Origin of the sequence: Nocardioides sp., from assembly GCF_036493135.1 — a bacterium.
Taxonomy (GTDB): Bacteria; Actinomycetota; Actinomycetes; order Propionibacteriales; family Nocardioidaceae; genus Nocardioides.
This window is the reverse complement of sequence record NZ_DASXQG010000073.1, coordinates 1-22,956: the sequence shown is the minus strand read 5'-3', so window position 1 is coordinate 22,956 and position 22,956 is coordinate 1. Positions and strand designations below refer to the sequence as shown.

The 22,956-nt window shown below is 71.3% G+C and carries 22 protein-coding genes; 9 read left to right on the top strand and 13 right to left on the bottom strand.

Going from position 1 to position 22,956, the window contains the following annotated elements:
* Positions 1-64: 64 nt before the first annotated feature.
* On the top strand, positions 65-775 hold the full coding sequence (locus VGJ24_RS14490) for a type 1 glutamine amidotransferase (RefSeq protein WP_331501341.1): 711 nt from the start codon (positions 65-67) through the stop codon (positions 773-775).
* Positions 776-784: 9 nt separating this feature from the next.
* On the opposite strand, the gene VGJ24_RS14485 is transcribed toward VGJ24_RS14490, so the two are convergent.
* Genes VGJ24_RS14485 through VGJ24_RS14455 form a run of 7 tightly spaced genes read right to left on the bottom strand, consistent with a single transcriptional unit; the run spans position 785 to position 9,374 of the window.
* Positions 785-1,789 carry an N-acetylglucosamine kinase gene (locus VGJ24_RS14485; RefSeq protein WP_331501340.1) on the bottom strand — a complete coding sequence of 335 codons (1,005 nt, stop codon included), beginning with the start codon at positions 1,787-1,789 and terminating at the stop codon, positions 785-787.
* 13 nt (positions 1,790-1,802) lie between these two features.
* Entirely contained in the window at positions 1,803-3,062 is a 1,260-nt protein-coding gene (locus VGJ24_RS14480; protein WP_331501339.1) for a 6-phospho-beta-glucosidase, read from the bottom strand.
* Entirely contained in the window at positions 3,059-3,916 is an 858-nt protein-coding gene (locus VGJ24_RS14475; protein WP_331501338.1) for a carbohydrate ABC transporter permease, read from the bottom strand. The genes VGJ24_RS14480 and VGJ24_RS14475 overlap by 4 nt, the downstream gene beginning before the upstream one ends.
* 1 nt (position 3,917) lies before the next feature.
* Entirely contained in the window at positions 3,918-4,820 is a 903-nt protein-coding gene (locus VGJ24_RS14470; protein ID WP_331501337.1) for a sugar ABC transporter permease, read from the bottom strand.
* Between the two features lie 50 nt (positions 4,821-4,870).
* A complete protein-coding gene (locus tag VGJ24_RS14465) occupies positions 4,871-6,208 on the bottom strand; it encodes an ABC transporter substrate-binding protein (RefSeq protein WP_331501336.1) in 1,338 nt (445 codons plus the stop codon).
* On the bottom strand, positions 6,205-7,422 hold the full coding sequence (locus VGJ24_RS14460; RefSeq protein WP_331501335.1) for an ROK family transcriptional regulator: 1,218 nt from the start codon (positions 7,420-7,422) through the stop codon (positions 6,205-6,207). The genes VGJ24_RS14465 and VGJ24_RS14460 overlap by 4 nt, the downstream gene beginning before the upstream one ends.
* Positions 7,419-9,374 (bottom strand): glycoside hydrolase family 9 protein, encoded by a 1,956-nt coding sequence (locus VGJ24_RS14455; RefSeq protein WP_331501334.1) that lies wholly within the window; start codon positions 9,372-9,374, stop codon positions 7,419-7,421. Before VGJ24_RS14455 ends, VGJ24_RS14460 begins: the two co-directional genes overlap by 4 nt.
* A 99-nt stretch (positions 9,375-9,473) precedes the next feature.
* On the opposite strand from VGJ24_RS14455, the gene VGJ24_RS14450 reads away from it, so the two are divergent.
* The 5 genes from VGJ24_RS14450 to VGJ24_RS14430 all read left to right on the top strand — a co-directional run bounded on the left by VGJ24_RS14450 (position 9,474) and on the right by VGJ24_RS14430 (position 14,968).
* A complete protein-coding gene (locus VGJ24_RS14450) occupies positions 9,474-12,443 on the top strand; it encodes a bifunctional [glutamine synthetase] adenylyltransferase/[glutamine synthetase]-adenylyl-L-tyrosine phosphorylase (protein ID WP_331501333.1) in 2,970 nt (989 codons plus the stop codon).
* A 120-nt stretch (positions 12,444-12,563) separates the two neighbouring features.
* Positions 12,564-13,343: an isocitrate lyase/phosphoenolpyruvate mutase family protein gene (locus VGJ24_RS14445; protein WP_331501332.1), complete on the top strand. Its 780-nt coding sequence runs from the start codon at positions 12,564-12,566 to the stop codon at positions 13,341-13,343.
* A gap of 42 nt (positions 13,344-13,385) precedes the next feature.
* Positions 13,386-14,480 carry a threonine aldolase family protein gene (locus tag VGJ24_RS14440; RefSeq protein ID WP_331501331.1) on the top strand — a complete coding sequence of 365 codons (1,095 nt, stop codon included), beginning with the start codon at positions 13,386-13,388 and terminating at the stop codon, positions 14,478-14,480.
* A 78-nt stretch (positions 14,481-14,558) separates the two neighbouring features.
* Positions 14,559-14,795 (top strand): hypothetical protein, encoded by a 237-nt coding sequence (locus tag VGJ24_RS14435; RefSeq protein WP_331501330.1) that lies wholly within the window; start codon positions 14,559-14,561, stop codon positions 14,793-14,795.
* Positions 14,792-14,968: a hypothetical protein gene (locus VGJ24_RS14430; RefSeq protein ID WP_331501329.1), complete on the top strand. Its 177-nt coding sequence runs from the start codon at positions 14,792-14,794 to the stop codon at positions 14,966-14,968. Before VGJ24_RS14435 ends, VGJ24_RS14430 begins: the two co-directional genes overlap by 4 nt.
* A 19-nt stretch (positions 14,969-14,987) precedes the next feature.
* On the opposite strand, the gene VGJ24_RS14425 is transcribed toward VGJ24_RS14430, so the two are convergent.
* Positions 14,988-15,902, bottom strand: a complete 915-nt coding sequence (locus VGJ24_RS14425) for a phosphotransferase (RefSeq protein ID WP_331501328.1) — start codon at positions 15,900-15,902, stop codon at positions 14,988-14,990.
* Positions 15,903-16,055: 153 nt separating this feature from the next.
* On the opposite strand from VGJ24_RS14425, the gene VGJ24_RS14420 reads away from it, so the two are divergent.
* Positions 16,056-18,284: a fused MFS/spermidine synthase gene (locus VGJ24_RS14420; protein ID WP_331501327.1), complete on the top strand. Its 2,229-nt coding sequence runs from the start codon at positions 16,056-16,058 to the stop codon at positions 18,282-18,284.
* A gap of 29 nt (positions 18,285-18,313) precedes the next feature.
* Here the strand turns inward: VGJ24_RS14420 and VGJ24_RS14415 are convergent, their stop codons facing one another.
* Positions 18,314-18,775, bottom strand: coding sequence for a MarR family transcriptional regulator (locus tag VGJ24_RS14415; RefSeq protein ID WP_331501326.1), 462 nt, complete (start codon positions 18,773-18,775; stop codon positions 18,314-18,316).
* Between the two features lie 38 nt (positions 18,776-18,813).
* Here VGJ24_RS14415 and VGJ24_RS14410 point away from each other — a divergent pair, with 38 nt between their 5' ends.
* Positions 18,814-19,158, top strand: coding sequence for a hypothetical protein (locus VGJ24_RS14410; protein WP_331501325.1), 345 nt, complete (start codon positions 18,814-18,816; stop codon positions 19,156-19,158).
* A 14-nt stretch (positions 19,159-19,172) separates the two neighbouring features.
* On the opposite strand, the gene VGJ24_RS14405 is transcribed toward VGJ24_RS14410, so the two are convergent.
* Positions 19,173-20,042 (bottom strand): VOC family protein, encoded by an 870-nt coding sequence (locus VGJ24_RS14405; protein ID WP_331501324.1) that lies wholly within the window; start codon positions 20,040-20,042, stop codon positions 19,173-19,175.
* Between the two features lie 78 nt (positions 20,043-20,120).
* Between VGJ24_RS14405 and VGJ24_RS14400 the strand changes: the two genes are divergently transcribed.
* Positions 20,121-20,456: a thiol-disulfide oxidoreductase DCC family protein gene (locus VGJ24_RS14400; RefSeq protein WP_331501323.1), complete on the top strand. Its 336-nt coding sequence runs from the start codon at positions 20,121-20,123 to the stop codon at positions 20,454-20,456.
* 4 nt (positions 20,457-20,460) lie between these two features.
* On the opposite strand, the gene VGJ24_RS14395 is transcribed toward VGJ24_RS14400, so the two are convergent.
* The 3 genes from VGJ24_RS14395 to VGJ24_RS14385 all read right to left on the bottom strand — a co-directional run.
* On the bottom strand, positions 20,461-21,102 hold the full coding sequence (locus VGJ24_RS14395; RefSeq protein ID WP_331501322.1) for a TMEM175 family protein: 642 nt from the start codon (positions 21,100-21,102) through the stop codon (positions 20,461-20,463).
* A gap of 43 nt (positions 21,103-21,145) precedes the next feature.
* A complete protein-coding gene (locus tag VGJ24_RS14390; protein ID WP_331501321.1) occupies positions 21,146-22,678 on the bottom strand; it encodes an ATP-binding protein in 1,533 nt (510 codons plus the stop codon).
* The coding region (locus VGJ24_RS14385) for a winged helix-turn-helix domain-containing protein (RefSeq protein ID WP_331501320.1) at positions 22,675-22,956 on the bottom strand (282 nt) is incomplete at its 5' end. The genes VGJ24_RS14390 and VGJ24_RS14385, both read right to left, overlap by 4 nt.

Below are 22,956 nucleotides of genomic sequence, written 5' to 3'. Positions count from 1 at the left end.
CGACGACTACCGGAGCCGGGTCCGCCGCTGGCTGTGACCAGGTCGCCCGGTTAGATTTGCGCTCGTGACTCCGCGCGTACTCGTCGTCCAGCACGAGGACGACGACCCGATCCACCTGATGGGGACCTGGATGGAGGGCGTCGAGCTCGCCGTCTGCCGGGCGTACGACGGTGACCCGGTGCCGTCCTCGATCGAGGGGTACGACGGTCTGGTCGTGATGGGCGGCGCGATGGGCGCGCACGACGACGAGAAGGCCCCCTGGCTGCCGGCGACCCGCGAGCTGATCCGGCTGGCGGCAACGGCTTCCGTGCCGACGCTCGGCATCTGCCTCGGCCACCAGCTCTGCACGGTCGCGCTCGGAGGTGAGATCCAGGTCAACCCGAACGGCCGGCAGCTCGGCCTGCTCGATGTCGGCTGGACCGCCGAGGCCGTCGACGACGAGCTGATGGGCGGGCTGGTCGGTCCGCGACGCGCGATGCACTGGAACGACGACGTGGTGAGCCGGCTCCCCGACGGGGCCCGGCAGCTGGCGACCGCGAGCACCGGCGAGGTGCAGGCGGCACGCCTGGCGCCGACGGTGTGGGGCATCCAGTGGCACCCCGAGGTCGACGACGGTCTCGTCGCCGCCTGGGCGACCGACGGCAGCCTCGCGCCGACCGAGAAGGAACGCGTGCTCGACGACCTGGTCCGCTCGCGCCACGACCTGGACGCCGCCTGGCGGCCCCTGGCCCAGCGCTTCTCCACGCTGGTCGGGGTCGACGACAGCCTCTCCTGAGGTCTCTCGTCAGACGGCGGGCGCCTCGCCGAGGGCGGCGAACGACTCGCGGAGCCGTTCGCGCACGCCGGCTTCTGCGCCCACCCGATCGAGGCCGAGCAGGGCGGCTCCCACCACCGGCGGCGTCCGCACCACCTTCGGTACGGCGAGCGGCGCCGCGTCCGCGAGGAGGCGGTCGATCTCGTTCATCAGCTGGGGATGCCCGGCGGTCAGCACCCCGCCGCCGAGCACCACAGGGAGTGCTTCCCCGAGGACGCCCAGGCGACGCATCGCCGCGACCGCGAGCGTCACGACCTCCTCGGCCTGACGGCGTACCAGCGCTGACGCGACCTCGTCGCCGGCGGCCGCCACGGCGAACAGGACCGGCGTCAGCTCCATGCACTCGGCCTCGGAGAGGGAGCCGAGGTGGACGGCTGCGATGAGCTCGGCCATCGTCGACAGACCGGCGTGACGGGGGAGGGCGTCACTGAGCGCGGTGCCCGGCCCGCGCCCGTCCACGGCTCGCGCAGCCCACCACATCGCCTCCTGCCAGAGGCCGCCGCCGCCACCCCAGTCGCCCGAGATGTGACCGACCGCGGCGAACCGCGTCGTCGTCCCGTCCGGGAGCAGGCCGGCGCAGTTGATGCCCGCTCCGCACACCACGGCGACGCCGCGCCGGTCGTCGAGCCCGGCGCGGAGGAGGGCGAAGGTGTCGTTGAAGACCTCGATCGACCCGCCCCACGTCTGGGCGAGGATCGCGGCCTCCAGGGCCTCGTGCTCGACCGGGAGGTCGGCGTTGGCGAGGCAGGCCGCCACCTGCACGGCCACCGGGCCGCCGGGGTCGATGCCGGCGCTCGCCCGCGCCTTCTCGACCAGCGGAGCGATGCCGGCCACCGCCGCGGCGGCTCCGAGCCGGTCCGGTCGGAAGGCCCCGCCGCGCGCCCTGCCCCGAACGGTTCCGTCCGACGCGACGACCGCGACGTCGGTCTTGCTGTTCCCCGCATCGATCGCGAGGACCGCCGCGGGGGCATCCATCGGGTCACCCATCTCAGGCCCACCGAAGGTGGTCGCGGTTGTGCGCGATCAGCCGGTCGGTGAGACCGTGCGCGATGTCGACCTGCCCCACCAGCGGGTGAGCCAGAAGCGCCTGGAAGACCCGGTCGTAGCCACCGCGGAGCGCGGCGTCCAGGGCCAGGTGCTCGTACGACGTGACCGCCGCGACCAGCCCGGCGTACAGCGGAGCCAGCGGGGCGAGCGTCACCGGGCGTACGCCGGAGCGGGCGACCGTGGCGGGGACCTCGATCACCGCGTCGTCGGGCAGGAACGGCAGGGTGCCGTCGTTGCGCAGGTTGACGACCTGGGTGGTCGGCGTCTCCGGGCGTCCGAGCAGGGACGCCGCCAGCTGCACAGCGGCCTCGGAGTAGAACGCGCCACCGCGCTCCGCGAGCAGCGCAGGCTTCTCGTCGAGGGCCGGGTCGGCGTACACCGTGAGCAGCTCCTGCTCGATCTCCGCGACGCGCGCGGCCCGCGAGCCGGACGTCCGCTGCTCGGCGACCACCTCGTCGTGGGCATAGAAGTAGCGCAGGTAGTAGGAGGGCACCACGCCCAACGTGTGCAGGAGGTCGACCGGGAGCTCCAGCGACTCCGCGATCTCGGGCCCGTGCGCGGCGAGCAGCTCCGGCAGTCGGTCGACGCCGTCGACGGTGACCGCCCGTTCCCAGGTGAGGTGGTTCAACCCCACGTGGTCGAGCTGCACGCGATCGGGTGCGACATCGAGCCAGCCGGCGAACCGGCGCTGGAACCCGATCGCGACGTTGCACAGTCCGACGGCGCGGTGACCCTCCTGGAGCAGGGCCCGGGTCACGATCCCGACCGGGTTCGTGAAGTCGATGATCCAGGCGTCGGGAGCGGCCGTGCGCACGCGTTCGGCGATGTCGAGCACGACCGGAACCGTCCGCAGGGCCTTCGCGAGACCGCCGGCGCCGGTGGTCTCCTGACCCACACACCCGCACTCCAGCGGCCAGGTCTCGTCCTCGAGCCGCGCTGCCTGTCCACCGACCCGGAGCTGGATCAGCACCGCGTCGACCCCGTCCAGAGCGGGCTCCAGGTCGGACGTCGTGGTCAGCCGTGCCGGGTGGTCGAGCCGGGCGAGGATGCGACGACCCAGCCCGCCGACCAGCTCGAGCCGGTCCGCCGCGGGGTCGACGAGCACCAGCTCCTCGACCGGGAGGACGTCGTGCAGCCGGCCGAGCCCGTCCACCAGCTCCGGGGTGTACGTCGAGCCTCCACCGACGACCGCGATCTTCATCCCTTCACCCCCGTCAGCGTCACGCCCTCGATGAACGCCTTCTGGGCGAGGAAGAAGAGCACGATCACCGGCGCCATCACCAGCACGGTGGCGGCCATGGTCAGGTTCCAGTTGGTGTGATGGGCGCTCTTGAACGTCTGGAGCCCGTAGCTCAGCGTCCAGGCGCCGGGGTTCTCGCTGGCGTAGATCTGCGGCCCGAAGTAGTCGTTCCAGCAGTAGAAGAACTGGAACAACCCGACAGCGGCGATGGCCGGACGGATCATCGGGATCACGATGCGCAACATCGTGCCCAGATCGCTGCACCCGTCGATCCGCGCGGCCTCGAGGTACTCGCGCGGCACCGTGAGCATGAACTGCCGGAGCAGGAAGATCGAGAACGCGTCGCCGAAGGCGAGCGGGATGATCAACGGGTACAGGGTGCCGGTCAGGTGGAAGTTCTGGGCCCAGACCAGGTAGAGCGGGATGATCGCGACCTGAGGCGGCAGCATCATCGTCGCGATCACCACCATCATCGCCACGTTGCGCCCGCGGAACCTGAAGTACGCCAGGGCGTAGGCGACCGGGAGGCTCGACAGGAGGGTCAGCGCGGTGCCGGAGACGGCGTACACGATCGTGTTCCGCCACCACGTCGTGAACCCCGGGGTGTTCCAGACGTCGACCAGGTTGTGCCACGCGAACGGCTGCGGCCAGTAGTCGCGGGTCAGTGACTGCTGGTCGGTCATCACCGCGGTCAGCATCACGAAGACGAAGGGCAGCACGAACAGCAGGCCGAGCGCGACCGCGAAGGAGTGGACGGCGACCCACTCCAGCAGGCGGCGGCGTCGGTAGTGCGGCTCGACGACGGTGAGTGCCATCTCAGTCCTCACCCGCCAGGAACCCGTGCCCGCTGCGCATCAGGAACGCCGCGAACACCATCGACAGCACGAACAGCACCATCGCGACCACGCAGGCCGCACCGATGTCGAACCGCTGGAAGCCGAGGTTGTAGACCAGCTGCGGAAGGGTCAGCGTCGAGCCGCCCGGGTAGCCCGGCTGCGTCTGCTGGCCCGACCCGCCGATCTGCCCACTGGCCACCTGCCCCGCCACCAGCGGCTCCGTGTAGTACTGCATCGTGGCGATCACGCCGGTGATCACGGCGAACAGCAGGATCGGTCGCAGGTGCGGGAGCGTGACGTGGCGGAACCGACGGGCCGCGCCCGCCCCGTCGAGCGACGCCGCCTCGTAGAGCTCGCGGGGTACGTCGAGCAGCGCCGCCATGAAGATCACCATCAGGTCGCCCACGCCCCACAGCGCAAGGAGGGTGAGTGCCGGCTTGGCCCAGGTGGGGTCGTTGAACCAGCCCGGCTCGGGCAGTCCGAGGTGCCCGAGGATCGCGTTGACCGGACCGGTTCCCGGGTTGAGGATGAACACGAAGGCGAGCGTCGCGGCCACGGGCGGTGCCAGGAACGGCGCGTAGAACACCGTGCGCAGCACCGAGCTCCCGCGCTTGACGTGGATCACCATCATCCCGAGCACCAGGCCGACGATGATCCGGAGGGTCACCAGCACCAGGACGAACCACAGGGTGTTGCGCAGCGCGGGCCAGAAGAACGGGTAGTCGCGGAACACGAAGCGCCAGTTGTCCAGCCCGTCCCAGGTCGGCGAGACGAACCCGTCGTACCGGGTGAACGACAGGTACGCCGTCGAGACCAGCGGGTAGATGAAGAACAGCCCGGTGCCCAGCAGCCAGGGGGACAGGAACGCCAGGGTGCGCAGCAACTCCCGTCGCCGGCGTCTGCGCAGCCCGGCGTTCCTGGTCGCCGTCAGGATCACTGGCTCTGAGCGACGTCGGTGTCGATCTCTTGCGCCGCCTTGTCCAGGCCCGACTGGAGGTCGGTCTGCTTGCCGGACTCATAGTCGTACCCGAGGTTCTGCAGGGTCAGCTGGTAGGCGCCGCCGTTCGGGCTGGACGGCGTGGTGCTGCTGTTCGGGTTGGACGCGATCTTGATGAACTGCTGGAAGTTCGGGTCCTGGCTCACCTTGCCCGACGCCAGCGCCGCCGTCGTCGACGGCACGTTGTGGATGGCGTTGGCGAAGTTCACGACCGCATCGGTGTCGGTGGTCAGGTACTTCACGAACTCCCAGGCGGCGTTCTGCTTGTCGCTGGTGCTCGCGATCCCGACGATCGTGCCGGTGATGTAGCCCTTGCCGTACTGGTCGGCCATGCCGTCCGGGACCGGGAACGGCGCGACGCCGTAGTTCACCTTGCTGTTGGAGTCGTCGATCATGCCGGCTCGCCACTCGCCGTCGATGATCATCGCCACCTGGCCGGTCATGAACGCGTTGTTGCCGCTGAACTCGTCGCCGAACGACGTGCGGTACTTCTCGAGCCGTGAGTAGCCGCCGAGCTTGCCGACGAGGTTCTTCTGCCACTCGAGCGCCGCCTTGATGCCGGCGTCCTTCGCGACGTTGGACTTGCCGTCGGAGGTGAAGTACGTCGGCGACCACTGCGCGGAGAAGTGGGTGATCGTCGACTCGTAGAAGTGGTAGTTGGGCATGAAGCCGAGCTGGGAGTAGGTGTCCCCGGACTCCTTTGTCAGCTTCACCGCGTCGGCGTCGAGCTCCGAGAGGGTCTTCGGCGGCGCGCTGATCCCGGCGGCCTTGAACGCGTCCTTGTTGTAGTACAGGCCGTAGGCGTCGCTGAGCAGCGGCAGGGCGCACTGGTCGCCGTTGTACTGGGTGTAGGAGAGCTGCGCGGCAGGGAAGGTCGCGGTCGGGTCGATCCCGGACTTGTCCATGAACGGCGTGAGGTCGGCGAACGCGTGGGAGTTGCAGAACTCACCGACGTTGTCCGTGGTGAACGACGACACCACGTCGGGCGCGCTGGATCCGCCCGCGCGCAGGGCCTGGTTGATCTTGTCGTCGGTGATGTTGCCGACGGCCTTGACGTGGATGTTGGGGTGTACCTTCTCGAAGCCGTCGATGGTCGCCTGGATCGCCTTCACCTCGCTCGGGGCGCTCCAGCCGTGCCAGAACGTGATGGTCACGTCCGCGTTCGGGTTGTCCTTCGCTCCTCCCTGTGACGAGCCGAAGCACGCCGTCAGGGCGAGCGCCAGGGCGGCGGTCAGGGCGCTTCCGGCGAGCCGGCGACGCAGGTGTCGGGTCATGGTGATCTCCTGGTGACGGGCCGGGCGCTGCCCGGGTTTGCGAGGTGTCTGACCGTGTCGAAGATGTCGTCCCGAGCTGCGGTGAGAGCGGTGTGGAGGGCGCCGGTGAGCACCGGGCCCTCGCGGACGACGGCCAGCTCCAGGCGCGGCCGGCCGGCGGCCAGCGAGCCGAGCTCGTCGGCGACCGCGGCGCGGAGTGGCTCGCCTCCCGACCAGGCCACGGACCCCGACAGCAGGACCAGCGTGGGGTCGAGGACCGCGACCAGCGCGGCGATACCGACCGCCAGCCGCTGACCCAGCGTCGCGAGCAGCTGGTCGCCGGCTTCCGGCGTCGAGACGGCGGCCGCCAGTGCGGCGGGGGCCGAGGTCGCGCGGAGGCCGAGGGAGCGGGCGAGGGCGAGCACCGCCGGTCCGCCGGCGAGCTCCTGGAAGGCACCGGCGTTCCCGCGGCGTACGTCGCGGACGAGCGGGGTGCCGGGGAGGGGGAGGAAGCCGATCTCCCCGGCACCACCCGTGACGCCTCCGTGGAGCCGGCCGCCGATGACGACCGCCGCGCCCAGCCCCTCGTCCACCCAGAGCAGCACGAAGTCGTCCACACCCCGGGCCCGTCCGGACCCGAGCTCCGCGACGGCGGCCAGGTTCACGTCGTTCTCCACGTGGACCGGTACGGCGAGCGCTTCCGCGAGCCGGTCGAGGAGATCAGGGTCGTGCCAGCCCGGCAGGTGGCGGGCGTAGCGCAGCCGCCGGGTGCGCGGGTCGAAGGCACCGGGCGTGCCGATCGCGACGTGGAGCAGGTCGGTGGCGTCGAGACCGGCCGCGGTGGCGGCGCCCTCGAGCGCGGACATCACGTTCGTGATGGCGTCGGGAGCGGGACGTCGCGGGGTGCGAAGCTCGTGCTCCCCGACGATCCGGCCGGTGATGTCCGCGACCGCGGCGACGATCCGGACCGGGGTGACGTCCAGCGCCGCGACGTGGCCCGCCCGGGGGTTCACGGCGTACAGCTGGGCCCGCGGGCCGGGACCGCCGCGCGAGCTCCCGCTGGCGACCACGAGCCCGGCCGCCTCGAGCCGGGTCAGGAGCTGGGAGGCGGTGGGCTTGGAGAGCCCGGTGAGCTCGCCGAGCCGGGTGCGCGAGAGCGGCCCGTGCTCGAGGAGGAGGTCGAGGGCCGCGCGGTCGTTGATGCCCCGGAGCATCCGTGGTGTGCCCGGCCTCATCGGCCGAGTCCCGCGTGGGGGTGGAGCCGGAGCTGGGCGGCCGCCGCGATCACGGCGGCACCCGTCATGTCCAGCGCGGGCTCGTCGGTCTGCCACGAGCGCACATCGTCGACGTACCGGCTGCCGTGTCCGTCGAACCGCTCGAGCGTGCGGGCGGCGGCGGTGCAGTGCCGCATCCCGGTCTGGAACCCGCCCAGACCGCCGTCGAAGTTGCCCTTGCCGTTCGGGCCGTTCACGACCGCCCCGACGTCGATCGGGGGAGTGCCGTCGAGGGTCCCCGAGAGGTTGGCGACCTGGTGCTGCATGCAGAGGGGGAACGTGTGTCCGACGCCCACCATCGCGGTCACGCCCCAGGGGTCGCCGCCCAGCAGCCAGGTCCGCTCGAGGCTCGCGAAGCCCTGGAAACGCCGGCTGTGGGTGAGCCGGTCGTAGAGCGCGACCGTGGCGATCAGGCCGAAGGTGTGGGAGTTCGCATCGAACTCGTCCACGGGCTCCGCGGCACCGAACGGGTCGTGGCGCGAGTGGACGATCCCCCGGTGGATCTGGTGGCGCAGATCGGTGACGAGGTCGGCGCGGCTCACCGCCAGTCGACCGTGCGGCACGCGGCCGAGGGCGTCGGCGAGGGCGGAGTCGGCGAGCGCGGCCGTGTCGTACAGGTTGAGCGTGTCCGTGCTGTGCTCGGCGATGAAGCCGTGGGCCCAGAGGGCGCTCTCGCGCACGTAGCGCGCGGCCGGCTGTCCGAGGCGGTGGGAGGCCAGCGCGATCTCCGCGGCGCCGAGCTGCATGTCGTCGCGCCAGGTCGACTCGGGGTAGAACGCGTGGGGGAGCGCGGTCACCAGCGGGTGGGGTGGATGCTTGGTCGCTGCCCGTGCGTAGAGCAGCCGCGCCTGGCGCAGGTCGCGGCGGGCCCGCTCGGGGTGGCTGCCGGCGTCCTGCTGGGCGGCCAGCGCGAACGCGGCCGACACGCGACCGACCAGGTTGGGGCTGATCGGGTGGCCCGGGGGTGCGGCCCGGAACACCGGCCGGTGTGAGACGAACCGGTCGGCGTGCCTGGTGTCCCGGTCGTCGGCCTGCGGAAGACGCCACAGGTCATGGTCGCCGCGGAACGTCCCGGCTCGATTGCCCGAACCGATCCCGACCTGGATCAGCAGGGACCGGTGCTTCGCGTCCCACATCTTCATCAGCCAGTGCAGCCCGACCCTGGCCTCCGCGACCAGCCGGCTGGGGGCGCGGGAGCCGAGCATGCGGGCGCTGCTGAACAGCAGGACGTCGTTGTACGCCGTGGAGTGGGTGAACTTCAGGTAGTCGCCCGCGTCGAACCAACCGCCCGAGACGTCCACCGGCCCGCCGATCCGGTGCAGGCGACGGTCGAGGATCAGGTCGGAGCCGCGCTCCATCCGGGGCCACCGGTAGATCGACGCCTGCCGGTCGTGGAGGTGGGAAGGCCGGCGGTGGAGCGGGCCGGCAACGACGCGGGCGCCGTCGCGCTGGTTCCGGTCGAAGGCGACGCCGGCACGGAGGATCTTCCCGAAGATGTCGCCGGCGCCCCGCACTCGGAACCAGGGGGAGTGGGTCGTCACGTCGCCGCTCGTCGCGACGCGGTAGCGACCGGGCGTGTGCAGCCGGCTCAGCCCGAGGCGGTACACCGCCGGGAACCGGGCGTTCCACGACCCGGCCGAGTGCTGGGGCACGCGACCGCGCAGGACGACGTGCCCCGCGTGGTCGGTGACGAGGTACCGGGCGTCGTGGACGGGGGCCGTGGTCATCAGCCGCGCCTGCTTGGGCTCGCCGGGCAGATAACCCTGCTGGTTGACCCGGATCCGGCCCTGTGCCGGACCGGGCGCCGGTGCGGTCTGAGGAAGGGCGGGTCCGGCGGGCAGGGCGGTCACCAGCCCGGCGGCGAGCAGGGCGGCGAGAGTCGCGCCGAGAGGTACGACCGCTGCTCGCCTCATGCCGCCCCACATTAGACAGGAAAGTTTCCTAATAGCCTGCACCAGATCGAGGACGCGGCGCAAGACCCTCGCCCGAAGACGTGGCCGTAGATTGACGCGGTGAGCCCACGCAGCGACTCCGCGCGCACCCGGCTGCTGCGGTTGGGCTTCGACGACTCGGCCCGCGCGCACGACGAGCTCACCCGGCTCGGGGACGAGGCCGAGCCGCTGGTGGCTCTGCTGGCCCGCACGGCCGACCCCGACCAGGCCCTGGCGGGTCTGGTCCGCCTGGCCGAACGCGCCGAGCCGGGGCTGATCCCGGAGCTCGCCGACGACGAGGGCACGGCGATGCGGCTGCTGTCGGTGCTCGGCGCGAGCCAGGCGCTGACCGATCACCTCTGTCGGCACCCCGAGCAGTGGCGCGAGCTCGCCGACCCGTTCCTCGGCTCCACCCGCCCCGCCGCGTACGCCGTACGCGCGGCGCTGCTGAGGGCCGTCGGCGCCGATCCCGCTCACGACGCGCCCGCGGCGTCCCTGGGTGTCGGCGAGGCGGTCGACGCGCTGCGCGTCGAGTATCGGCGGCTGCTCACCCGGCTGGCTGCCCGCGACCTGGCCCACCACCTCGGCGTCGATGACGCCTCGGCCGAGCTGTCCGACCTCGCCGCCGGCACGCTGGAGGCGGCCCTCGCGATCGCCCGGGCCCAGATCCCGGACGCCGCCGGCGCCCGGCTCGCGGTCATCGCCCTCGGCAAGTGCGGGGGCCACGAGCTGAACTACGTCTCCGACGTCGACGTGCTCTACGTCTTCGAGCCGGCCGACGGGGTGGAGGAGGCGACGGCCGCCAGGGTCGCTACGCAGCTCGCGTCCACCCTGATGCAGGTGTGCTCAGAGCACACGCGCGAGGGCACGATCTGGCCGGTCGATGCCAACCTCCGTCCGGAGGGCAAGGCCGGTCCGCTGGTCCGCACCCTCGCCAGCCACCGCGTCTACTACGAGCGCTGGGCCAAGACCTGGGAGTTCCAGGCCCTGCTCAAGGCCCGGCCGGTTGCCGGCGACCTGGCCCTCGGGCGCGAGTTCGTCTCGCTGGTCGAGCCGATGGTTTGGCAGGTCGCCGAGCGCGACGGCTTCGTCGGCGATGTCCAGGCGATGCGGCGCCGGGTGCTGGACACGATCCCGGCTCGCGACGCGGACCGCCAGCTCAAGCTCGGCGCGGGCGGGCTGCGCGACGTCGAGTTCGCGGTCCAGCTCCTACAGCTGGTGCACGGCCGCACCGACGAGCACCTTCGCGCCTCCGGCACCCTGCAGGCGCTCGACACCCTCACCGCCCGCGGGTACGTCGGGCGCGAGGACGGGGAGGCGCTGCATGCGGCGTACGAGTTCCTGCGCACGCTCGAGCACCGCATCCAGCTCCAGCACCTGCGCCGCACGCACGTCGTACCGAGTGACGACGAGTCGCTGCGGCGGCTGGGCCGGGGCATGGGCTTCACCAAGGCGCCGGACCGGGCGCTCGAGGAGGCGTGGGCGCACCATCGCCGAGAGGTACGCCGACTGCACGAGAAGCTGTTCTACCGCCCGCTGCTCGAGGCGGTCGCCCGCGTCCCCGCGGCCGGGGCGAGACTCACGACCGAGGCGGCCGGCCAGCGTCTCGCCGCCCTCGGGTACGAGGATCCCGGCGGCGCCCTGCGTCACCTCGAGGCGCTGACCAGCGGCGTCAGCCGCGCCGCGTCCATCCAGCGGGCGCTGCTCCCGGCGATGCTCGAGTGGTTCGCGGACGCACCCGACCCGGACGCCGGTCTGTTCGGTTTCCGCCGGATCAGCGAGAGCCTCGGCTCGACCCACTGGTACCTGAAGACGCTGCGCGACGAGGGGCAGGTCGCCGAGCGGCTCGCCCGGTTGCTGGCCACCTCTCGCTACGCCACCGACCTGCTCGAGCGCGAGCCCGAGGGCGTACGGATGCTCGGCGAGGACCTGACGCCGCTCGGCTCGGAGGCACTGCTCGAGCGGATGAGTGCGTCCGCCGACCGGCAGGACGACGCCGACGAGGCGGTGCTCTCGATCAGGGCGATCCGCCGGCGCGAGCTGTTCCGGGTCGCGGTCGGCGAGCTGTTCGGCGAGATCGACGTGGCGACGGTCGGTGCGGCGCTCTCGCGGCTCACCGACGCGACGCTCGAGGCGACGCTGGAGGTCGCGGGCCGGGCGGTGCGTGAGCAGCGTGGTCTCGGTGAGGCGCCCACCCGGATGGCGATCGTCGCGATGGGCCGGTACGGCGGCTTCGAGCTGTCGTACGGCAGCGACGCGGACGTCATGTTCGTGCACGAACCGGTCAGCGACGACGGCGAGGAGGCCACGGCGTACGCGCACGCCGTCGCCAACGAGCTCCGCCGGTTGCTGATCGCGCCGGCCAGCGATCCGGCGCTGGTCGTCGACGCGGACCTCCGGCCCGAGGGCAAGCAGGGTCCGCTCGTGCGCACGCTCGCGTCGTACGCCGCCTACTACGCGAAGTGGTCGAAGGTGTGGGAGGCACAGGCTCTGCTGCGCGCGGACGCGGTTGTCGGCGACCGGGCGCTCCGCGACGGCTTCACCGCGCTGGTCGACCCGTTGCGCTACCCGCCCGACGGGATCACCGTCGCCGACGCCGCCGAGATCCAGCGGATCAAGGCGCGCGTCGACCGAGAGCGGCTGCCGCGCGGAGCCGATCCCCACACGCACCTCAAGCTCGGCCGCGGGGGGCTCGCCGACATCGAGTGGACCGTCCAGCTCCTCCAGCTCAGGTACGCCGGGAAGGTGCCGGCCCTGCGCAGCCCGCGCACCCTGACCGCGCTCGACGCCGCCCGCGACGCGGACCTGCTCGACGCCGAGGATCACGCCGCTCTCGACCACGCGTGGCGTTCGGTCAGCCGGCTGCGGAACGCGATCACGCTGGTCACCGGCCGCAGTGGCGACCAGGTGCCGCGGGACGCGCGCGAGCGGTCGGCGATCTCCGGCATCCTCGGCTACGGCGGCGGCCGCTCCGACGAGATGGTCAACGACTACCTGCGCACGACCCGCCGCGCCCGCGCCGTGGTCGACCGGGTGTTCTGGGACGAGTGAGCACGTGCCGGCGCTGCTCGTGCACGAGGAGATCCGATCTGGGAAGGGTCGCCGTTGGGAGCACACCCAGCTCCACCACCCTGTCCGACCAGCGCGCGAGATCGCCGACATACTCGGACCATGACCTCCACCCCGGAACGGGCCACCGCCCTGCTGGCCCTCCACACCGACTCGACCCTCCTCACCCTGGTCAACGTCTGGGACGTCGCCAGCGCGCGCGTCGTCGCCCAGACCGCGGGCACGACCGCGCTCGCCACGGCGAGCCACGCGATCGCGGCCATGTACGGCTACGAGGACGGTGAGCACATCCCGCGTGACCTGATGCTCGAGGCCGTGGGCCGGGTCGTCGACGCGGTCGACCTGCCGGTGACCGCCGACCTCGAGGCGGGGTACGGGGACGCGGCCGGGACCGTGCGCCGCGCCATCGGGCTGGGCGTGGTCGGGTGCAACATCGAGGACCAGATGAAGCCGCTCGCGGAGGCCACGGCCGTCGTCGGGGCCGTGATGCAGGCTGCCGCGGCCGCGGGTGTTCCAGACTTCGTGCTCAACGCCCGCACCGACGCCTTCCTGCGGGCCGGCGACCGTGACCCCGACGCCGTACTGGCCGACGCGATCGAGCGTGGCCGGGCCTTCCTCGACGCCGGCGCCCCGGTGGTGTTCGTGCCGGGCCGCCTCGTCGAGGCGCAGGTCGTGGCGTTGGTCGAGGCGTTCGGCCCGCAGCGACTGACGATGCTGCCGGTGCCCGGCGCTCCGTCGCTGGCCAGGCTCGAGGAGCTCGGCGTGGCCCGGGTCAGCTTCGGCCCCTTCCCACAGCGCGTCGCGCTGACCGCGTTGCAGGAGATGGTCGAGGGCGTCGCCCGCGGCGAGGGCATCCCCGAAGGCACACGTCCCCTCACCTAACTCAATTGTCGCGGCTCGACGGCGACTGGTTGAGTGGCGATCGTGGACGACGAGCTCAAGGAGCGACTCGAGGCAGCCTCGAAGGCCTGCGACACATCGGTGTTCTGGCACGCCAAGAGCACCCCTGCGGAGACGTTGCGGGCGGTGGCCGACGCCGCGGATGAGCTGGGCGTCGACGAGTGGGACGTGTACGCCGAGAAGGGTGCCGTCGCGCAGGTCGAGGCCGAGGTGGCCGAGCTGCTCGGAAAACCGGCCGCCGCGCTCTTCCCCAGCGGGATCATGGCGCAGCAGGCGGCCCTGCGGGTCTGGTGCGACCGCACCGGTTCGAAGCGGGTCGCGATCCCGGACCTCTCCCACCTGCTCAAGCACGAGGACGACGGTCCGCGCCGGCTGCACGGCTTCGAGTTCGACCACCTCACGACAGGGCCCGTCACCGCCACCGCCGATGACCTCCGCAGGCTCTCGCCCGGCCTCGGAGCCGCCCTGATCGAGCTGCCGCTGCGTGACGGCGGCTGCCTGCTCCCGTCGTGGGACGACCTGACCACCTTGTCCGAGGCCGCGCGCGAGCTCGGCGTACCCCTTCACGCGGACGGCGCTCGCATCTGGGAGTCGCGGTCCTACTGGGGGAAGGACCTCGCGGAGGTCGCCGCTCTCGTCGACACCATGTACGTCTCGTTCTACAAGGGCCTCGAGGCGCTGGCCGGGGCCGCGCTCGCCGGCCCCGAGGACGTCGTGGCCGAGGCGCGCACCTGGCGCCGCCGGATGGGCGGCACTCTCTTCCACCTCACGCCGTACGCCGTGTCCGCGCTGGCCGGGCTGAAGGAGCGTCTCCCGAAGATGGGGGAGTACGCCGCGTGGGCGCGGTCGCTGGCGGCCGAGCTGACCCGGCGCGGACTGAAGGTGACGCCCGATCCGCCCCACACCAACACCTTCCTGGTGTTCGCCGACGGGACGCCAGATGAGATCCGCGAGCGGAAGATCGCGTTCATGGAGCGCGAGAAGATCGAGCCCTGTGGCGGTTGGTGGGAGTCGCAGGTGCCCGGCACGGCGATGACCGAGGTCGCCGTCCACGACGTCGCGCTCGGGCACGACCCCGCGCAGGTCGCCACCTGGATCGCCGAGATCGCCCAGGGCTGAGCGCACAGGGCGCTCCGGGCTTCTCTTGGACGGCCCGGAGGCATAGCGTGGACGGGCCACGTCCGGAGGAGGCAGTCGATGACGCTCACCCGGATCACGTCCATCCTCGGCGCGTTGGCGCTCGGCGGGGTCCTCGTGGCCTCGACGTACGGCGCGCAGGCGGCGCGAGCCCCAGTCGCGCCCGACGGCTCTGGTCACGCCCAGCACGCCCGGGTCGCCGAGACGAACAGCTACTTCCAGCCCCCGATGCTGCACAAGTACGGCAGCAACGGGATGCGGATGGGGCTGCACTGCGAGACCAAGGACATGTCGTGACGCGCATCCTGGTGCGCGCCGGCGGTGCCGTGGTGCTCGCCGCGTTGCTCGTCGGACCGTCGGCGCAGGCGCGGGCACCGCACACGCCGGACCAGCACGCGCTGCCCGCGTACAGCCACACCACCAACGAGTGGCTGATGATGGGGCCCCACTGCGGCGCCAGCCTTAGCTGAGCGTCCCTGCCGGGTACAGCTAGTCGGGCCGGCCGTCGAGGAACATCCTGAGCCTGGTCTTCGTGGACTCCGGATCCTCGACGACGGTGCCGTTGACCGCCCGGCAGGCCCAGCCCAGCCGCAGCGCGAGCGGAACGGCCTCGCGCAGCTCGGGACGCTGGGGGTCGTAGCGCCGGAGATAGAGGTCTATCAGTGGGTCGAGGTCCACGGAGCCCTCGACGTCGTCGAGCCCCCACGCGATGACCCCTTCCAGGGTGACCGACAGCGTGAAGAACGGGTGCGAGATGACGGCGTCGCCCCAGTCCAGGATCAGCTGACGGTCGTCGCGGATGAACACCTGACCGTCGTGGAGGTCGTCGTGCTGCAACGTCTCGGGCACGCCGTACGACGCGAGCTCCTCGGCCATGTCGCGGACCCGGGGGATCGCGTCGCGGAAGCGCTGCTCCACGTCCGGCGCCTCGACCACTGCGGCGTACCGGTCCGGGAGGACGGCCAGGCGCAGGTCGGGGACACCGGCCGCGATCAGCTCGTCGACGTCGGGCTCCATCGCCCGGGCGATGTCGGCAGCGCCCTCCAGGATGTCGTCCCACCGGGAGAGGTCACGTTCCTCGGCGATGACCTCGCGGAGGCGACGGCCGCCGTCCTCCATCAGCATCCAGCCGCGCTCGAGGTCGTCGGCGATCAGCGGAGGCACGCGGTCCGGCACGCGGCGCGACAGCAGCAGCGTGGTCAGGGCCTCGTGCCGCAGCTCCGGGGTGTTCGCCTTGAACCACACGTCACCCTCGGCGGTCGGCACCCGGATCGCGGTCGACCACGGCCGCACGTGCACCTGGTCGGGCTCGCCGGTCCGCGGTCGGCCCGCGTCGGTCAGACGGTCGTCGACCCACACCACGGCGGCCGCGAGCCACGCCGGATCCTCCCAGGGTTCCTGCACGCCCGGCAGTCTGGCGCACCGGCGCCCGGCGGGGCTCGTGATCTCGGGCCGGGGCTCCGACGTCGTGAGGCCCGACCCGTGCTGTGGCGACACGCCCAACGCTGATTGCCTGTTCCCCCACGCGGGCCGGACCTCGCAACTTATGGTCCCCCCATGACGGCTCGCCGGGTCACCTGGTTGTTCGCCGCCACAGCCTTCTTCGGAGCCGGGATGCTCTTCCTGGTCCAGCCCATGATCGCTCGCCTCCTGCTCCCGTCGTACGGCGGTTCGGCCACGGTCTGGAGCACCAGCAGTCTGTTCTTCCAGGTCGTGCTTCTCCTCGGCTACGTGTACTCGGACCGGGCGACGCGACTTCCGGCGACCCGGCAACGACTGCTCCACGGCGTAGTCCTGCTCCTCCCCTTGGTGGTGCTGCCGCTGACGTTGCCGTCGAACGCGGCACCCCCCGCCGACACGTCTCCGATCTGGTGGCTGTTGCGCACGCTGGCGCTGGTCGTCGGCCTTCCCTTCTTGGTCCTGGCCACGACCGGGCCGCTGCTGCAGCGGTGGTACTCCTGGAGCGGGTTGCGCCGGTCCGATGACCCGTACTTCCTCTTCGCCGCCAGCAACCTCGGCAGCTTCGTGGGGCTGCTCGGCTACCCGTTCCTCATCGAACCGTTCCTGACGGTGAACGCGCAGCTGCGGGCCTGGTCGGTCGGCTTCGGTTTCTTCATCCTGCTGACCGGGGCCTGCATGCTGCTCCCGGCGCGACTGCCGGCACGACTGCCGGCACGGTCATCTCTCGTGAGCGTGAACGGCGCGAACAGGGACCGACTCGTCGTGGCGGCAGGCCCGGCGATCGACGCCGCAGCGCTGCACCCGGCGCCGACGAGACCGACGACGCCCGGGCGCTTGCTCCGCTGGATGGCGCTGGCCTTCCTGCCCTCGGGTCTGATGTTGGCAGTGACGTCGCACGTCTCCACGGACATCGCAGCGATCCCTCTGCTGTGGGTGATCCCGTTGGCGATCTACCTCGCCACGTTCGTGGCTGCGTTCGCCCGGACCTCGCGTCGGCCACCGGTCCTGGTGACCCGCATTGCCGTTCTCCTGGCTGTGATCGCCTCGTTGTCGGCGGTGGTGAACGTGGCCCATCAGCCGGTGTTGCTCGCCATCGTCATCCAGATGGTCATGCTGGCGTGTGTCGCCTTCGCCTCACACGCTCGCTTGGCCGCCGATCGTCCCGAGCCGAGCGGCCTGACCACCTTCTACCTGGTGATCGCTGTCGGGGGTGCTCTCGGCGGTCTCCTCAACGGCGTGGTCGCGCCGCTCCTGTTCGACCGGGTCCTGGAGTACCCCCTTCTGATCGTGATGGTCCCGCTCCTTCTGGTGGGTTTGGACGTCGATCCGAAGGCTGCGGAAGAGACGCGTCCGCGACGCCGCGTCGGGCTGCTGGGTGTCGCGGTGGCGTTCTTGCTCCCGGCCGCCGTGATCTCGCTCGTCGAGCAGGGGTCACCGGCGGGTTCCCTGCTCCTGGCTCTGGTCGGCTGTGGGATCTTGGCGTGGACCCTCACCCGGTCGCCCCGCACCCTGTGCATCCTCCTGGTGGTCGTTCAAGCGGCGCTCCTGGTGAGCTCCGATGTCGACGTGATCGATCGCCGGCGCACGTTCTACGGAAGCCTGTCCACCAAGGTCGCGGGAGACCAACACGTCCTCTACGACGGGACGACGTTGCACGGGACCCAGTATCTGGACCGGCGTTCGCACGATCCGACGACCTACTACAGCCGCTCGGGACCACTCGGCGATGTGATGGGCCTTCGACGGTTCCGGGACGTGGCCGTCGTCGGGCTCGGGGCGGGCACCCTCGCGGCGTACGGCGAACCAGGGCAGTCGATGACCTTCTTCGAGATCAACCCGGCCGTCGTCGACGTCGCCCGTGACCCGCATCTGTTCACCTACCTGAGGGATTCGCAGGCCGATGTCCACGTCGTCGTCGGTGATGGACGGCTCGGCCTCGAGGCCGAGCCGCACGAGGCGTATGACCTGATCGTCCTGGACGCCTTCAGCTCCGACTCGATTCCGGTACACCTGCTGACCCGGGAGGCGATCCAGATGTACGCCGACCGTCTGCGGCCCGGTGGCTTGCTGGTGTTCCACATCAGCAACAACACCTTCGACCTGCGTCCCGTGCTGCGTGCCGCTGCCGATTCCCTCGGCTGGGTGGCGTTGGTCGGCAGCAAGGTGGGCGACGACCCCGGTGCCACCCCGAGCACCTGGGTCGTGATGGCGTCGTCCGCAGTGGCCTTGGGGGATCTGCCCGAGCGACCGGGGTGGTCGACCTTGCCGGCCCGGTCGGTCACCTGGACCGACGACTACTCCTCGGTGCTCCGCGTCCTGCGTTGACCCTCAGGAGGGCCGCAGGGCTTGTGACTTCAAGCCGGCGGCTGGGTCGCTGCCTCGATGACCCGGGTCAGCCGCCGCTGGAGAGCCTTCAGCTCGTCGATGTCCATGCCCAGGCGCTCCACGATCGCGGGCGGGACCTTCAGCGCCTTCCGTCGCAACGCACGGCCCTCGCGGGTCAGCTCCACGGCCAGCGCCCGCTCGTCGCGGGGGTTGCGCTCCCGGCGGATGAGACCCGCCGACTCGAGGCGCTTGAGCAACGGGGAGAGGGTGCCGGGGTCGAGCTGGAGCAGGTGCGACAGGTCGCGGACCGACACCGGCTCGTGCTCCCACAACGCAAGCATCACGAGGTACTGCGGGTGGGTGAGACCCAGCGGCTCGAGTACCGGGCGGTACAGGGCAATCACGCTGCGTGAGGCCACTGCCAGGGCGAAGCAGACCTGCTCCTGAAGGGCCAGTGGGTTCTCGACGGTCGCCTCTGTTGGATTCGCCACAATGCTTAGTGTACCAATCATTGGTACACTAATGATTGATGGACACCAGCCAACCGGCACGACGGCCACGCCACCTCATGGACCCGGCCAACCCGCAACGGCCGAGCGTCGAGTCGCGCGAGATCACCAGGGTGCAGCAGTGGGTGCTCTCGGCGCTGGTGGCGACGACGATTCTGCACGTTTCGGTGGGACTTGCCGTGGCCGGTGTGTTCGCCGACGGGTCGCGCGCCGGAGCCGGGGTCGGCCTCAATATCCTCGCCTCGGTGAGTGGCGTCGGCGCCGTCGTCGCGGCCCGGCTCATCCACCGCCGTTCGCCGCTGTCATGGTGGCTGCTTCTGGGGCTGACCCCGGGGGTCGCAGGACTCTGGTTCATGCTCCACTGACGGACCCGCTCAGCTCAGTGGTCGGCGTCGTCCTGGTACAGCGTGACCTGGAGGCAACCGGGCGCCTCGAGCCGCGCGTTGAGGGAGTGCCACGGCGTGAGAGTCGGGGGAGCGATCGGTTGGGCGCCGCCCTCGGTCGCGTCGGTCGTGGCGCGCGTGGCGTCGTCCACCCGCAACGCCACCCGCACGTGCCCGGCGACGCGTCGTCCCACCTCGACGGCGTCGACGTACTCGGCATGCGGGGGGTCGCCGATCTCCAGCGTCGCGGCGCCCGCCTCCAGGATCACGACGCGGCCCTGATCCGCCGAGACGTACTCCGCGGAAACCGGCATGCCCAGCACGTCGCGGTAGAAGCCGACGGCCGCGTCGTAGTCGTCGGTGGTCACGACGAGGCGCAGCTCGCGCACGGTGACTCCCGGTCGATCCTCCGAGGTCGCGGACGGAGTCGCCGCAGCCGCGAACGCCTCGGCGGCAAGCCGCTGTACGTCTTCCGGAGGTACGTCGCGCCCCGGCTGGTCGATCGCCCAACGGTGCCCGAACGGATCGACGAACTGGCCCGTACGCACGCCCCAGAACGCGTCGTGCACGGGCTCGAACGGCGTCGCTCCGGCGGACGTCGCCGCCTGCCACACCGTGTCTGCATCGTCGACGCGCAGGTGGAGGGCGCCGTGCGTGCCACCCAGCGTCTCGGGTGAGAGCACACCCCACGACGGCAGCTCCCGACCGATCACCACGGTGGCGTCGCCGATGCGGAGATCTGCGGTCATCACCGTTCCGTCGGGCAGGGTCACCCGGCTCGTCTCGGTCGCGCCGAGGACGTCGGCGTACCACCGGCTCGCGCGCTCCACGTCGCGCACCACGAAGTGCCAGGCCAGGTCGCTCATCGGCTCTCCCTCCCAGATCGGGACACCGCCACCGTAGCCAGGGCGGAGGCGCTGAACGAGGTGCGGCAGACTCGATGGGTGAGGGCGCGCCTGGTGTACGACGGCGACTGCGGCTTCTGCACCCGGTGCGCCCGCTGGCTCGACCGGAACGCCCGTGACGTCGAGGTCGTGCCCTGGCAGTCCCTCGACCTGGGGGAGGTCGGACTCACCGAGCAGCAGGTGCGAGCCGCGGCGTACTGGCTCGACGACCAGGTCGTCGACTCCGGCGAGGGCGCGATCGCGCGGTCGCTGGTCGCGTGTGGCTCCGGCTACGCCGTGCTGGGACGCTTGCTGCTGCTCGGGGGCGTACGACGCGTCGCTGCCGTCGCCTACCGGCTCGTCGCCCGCCATCGCGGCCGGCTGCCCGGTGCGTGACCCTCTAGGCGTCAGGACGTGGGTGCCGGTGTCGCCAGAACGCGACAACCGGGTCGGGTAGAACCAACAGGAGGAGCGGCCAGTAGCTGAGCCCCGGCGCTGCCAGCATCAGGGCCAGGATCACCACGAATGCCACGAACGTCGCGAACGCACGCACCACGTCAGGACGGTCGTCCGAGTCACGGATCCAGTCGTTACGAGCGATCTCGAGACAGATCAGCCCCAGCACCAGCGAGCTCGCGGCCATGGTGCCGACGTACAGGACCTTGGTGGTGGCCTGGTTGCTCGCGTCGTGGCCTGCCACGAGGGCCGTCGGGAACGGCAGCACCACGATGGTCACGGTCCAGAGCAGCATCAGGCGGATGAGCCAGTCGCTCGCCGTGACGACGTGGGTGAGCACCCGGTGCTGGGTCAGCCACAGGTTCGCGATCACTGCGAAGCTCAGGAAGAAGGCCCAGATCTGACCGGAGTTCTCATGCAGCAGGTGGGCGACCGAGCCGCCGTCCGGCAACTGCCCCGCGATGTCCACGAGCGGAAGGACGAGCAGAGTGATCGCGATCGCGACGATGGCGTCGACGAAGGTCAGGAAGCGCTCCAGGTCCCGCTCCCGATTCCTCAGCCGGCTCTCGGTCCGAGACTCGCTCATGGCGAGAAGGCTAGTGGTGACGGCGCCGCCTGAGTCCGCGAACTCAACCGGGCCGGGGCATCGTCGCGTCCGGTCTGCCTGCCACCGAATCCGTGGGCAGGAGCACCGTGACGGTCATCGCGCCGTCGTGGTGGCAGGCCACGGGCGCGGCAAAGCCGGTGCTGTGGTGCCGGCCGTCGTGACACAGCCGGAGCTCCCCGTCGGCGCGTTCGACCAGGGTCGCGACCAGCGCGAGGCCCAGCCCCGAGCCCGGGCGGCTCCGGGCTTCCGGGGCACGCGCGAACCGCTCCGTGGCGGTGGCCAGCAGGTCCGCAGGAATGCCGGGCCCGCTGTCGCGCACCACGAGCCTCACCCAGGGGGCCGCGCCGGTACCGGCCGAGTCGGCTCGGACGGCGTGGTCGACGGTCACACCGACCGGAGTGGAGCCGTGCAGCGCGGCGTTGTCGAGGAGGTTGTCCACGATGCGCTCCAGTCGTACGGAGTCGACGTCGACCAGGCACTGTCCGGGAGTCTCCACGCTCACCGCACCGGCGACGCTGTACGGGCTGCCGGTCGGGGCGAGTGCGGTCCGCAGGGACGTGACCTTCCGAACGACGCCGGAGAGGTCAGTGGGGCCACACGAGCCCTCGGCACCTTCGCTGGCGGCGCCCACGGTGAGCAGCTCGTCCGCGAGTGCGGTGAGCCGGGTCAGGTCGTGCTGGATCTCCTCGAGGGCTCGCTCGTGCTCGGCAACGGTGCGGGGTCTTCGCAGCGTGAGCTGAACCCTGCTGGTGAGCCTGGTGAGGGGGGTGCGCAGCTCGTGGCTGGCGTCGTTGGTGAACCGCCGCTCCCGGTCCAGGGCTCGCGTCAGCGCATCGAGCATCTCGTTGAGCGTGTGGCCGAGGCGGGTGATCTCGTCGTCTCGCTCGGCCGGGACGTCGAGGCGCAGCGTGGTCGCGCCGGCGGCGATATCGGTCGCCCGGCGGCGGTACGTCTCCACCGGCCGCAAGGCAGCGCGGGCCAGCAGGTCGCCCACGATCGCGGTCAGGACGAGGGTGGCGACGCCGGTGGCGGTGAGCTGGGCGACGAGCTCGCGCAGTGCTTCGTCGTACTGGTCCTTGTCGAGGGCGACCACGAGGACAGCGGGGGAGGACCCATGGCTGGTGCCGGTGGGGTGCAGGGGCAGGGCGTAGAGGCGGAGGGCTTCGTTGTCAGGGTCGAGGAACACTCTGCCGGTGTTGCGGAGGATCGGACCCCGAGCGGCATCACGGAGGTCTCCCTCGTCGAGCGCGGTCCTGGCGCCGAGTCGGCCGTCGTGGCTGAGGACACGCCCGTCGGCGTCGAGCACCTGCAGGCCATCGATGGTGGCGAGGTTGACGTCGTTCGCCGGGAGTGTTCCGGATGCGGTGACGTGCGGCGCGATGGCGGTCGCGGCCCGGTGGAGGCTGGTGTCGAGGTTGCGGTCCAGGGCGTGCTGCACCCGCCAGTACACGAACGCCGCGGCACCGGTGAGGAGCACGAACATGGTGGCCACGAAGCCAGCGACGAGTCGTCGCCTGAGGGGGATGCGCGAGACCCGCCGCTGGATCCAGCTCACGGCTGCCTCGGTGGGGTCGGCGGTGCGGGTTCGAGGCGATAGCCCACCCCGCGCAGCGTGGTGATGGTGTCGGCGCCGAAGGGCTTGTCGATCTTTGCGCGGAGTGCGGCGATGTGGACGTCGATCACGTTGCTGCGCAGGTCGGTCTCACCGTCCCAGACCTCGTCCAGGATGAGGAAACGGGTCACGACCTTCCCTACGCGGGTCATCAGCAGATGGAGGATGTCGAACTCGCGCGCCGAGAGGTCGATCACCACACCGCGGCGCGCGACCCGGTG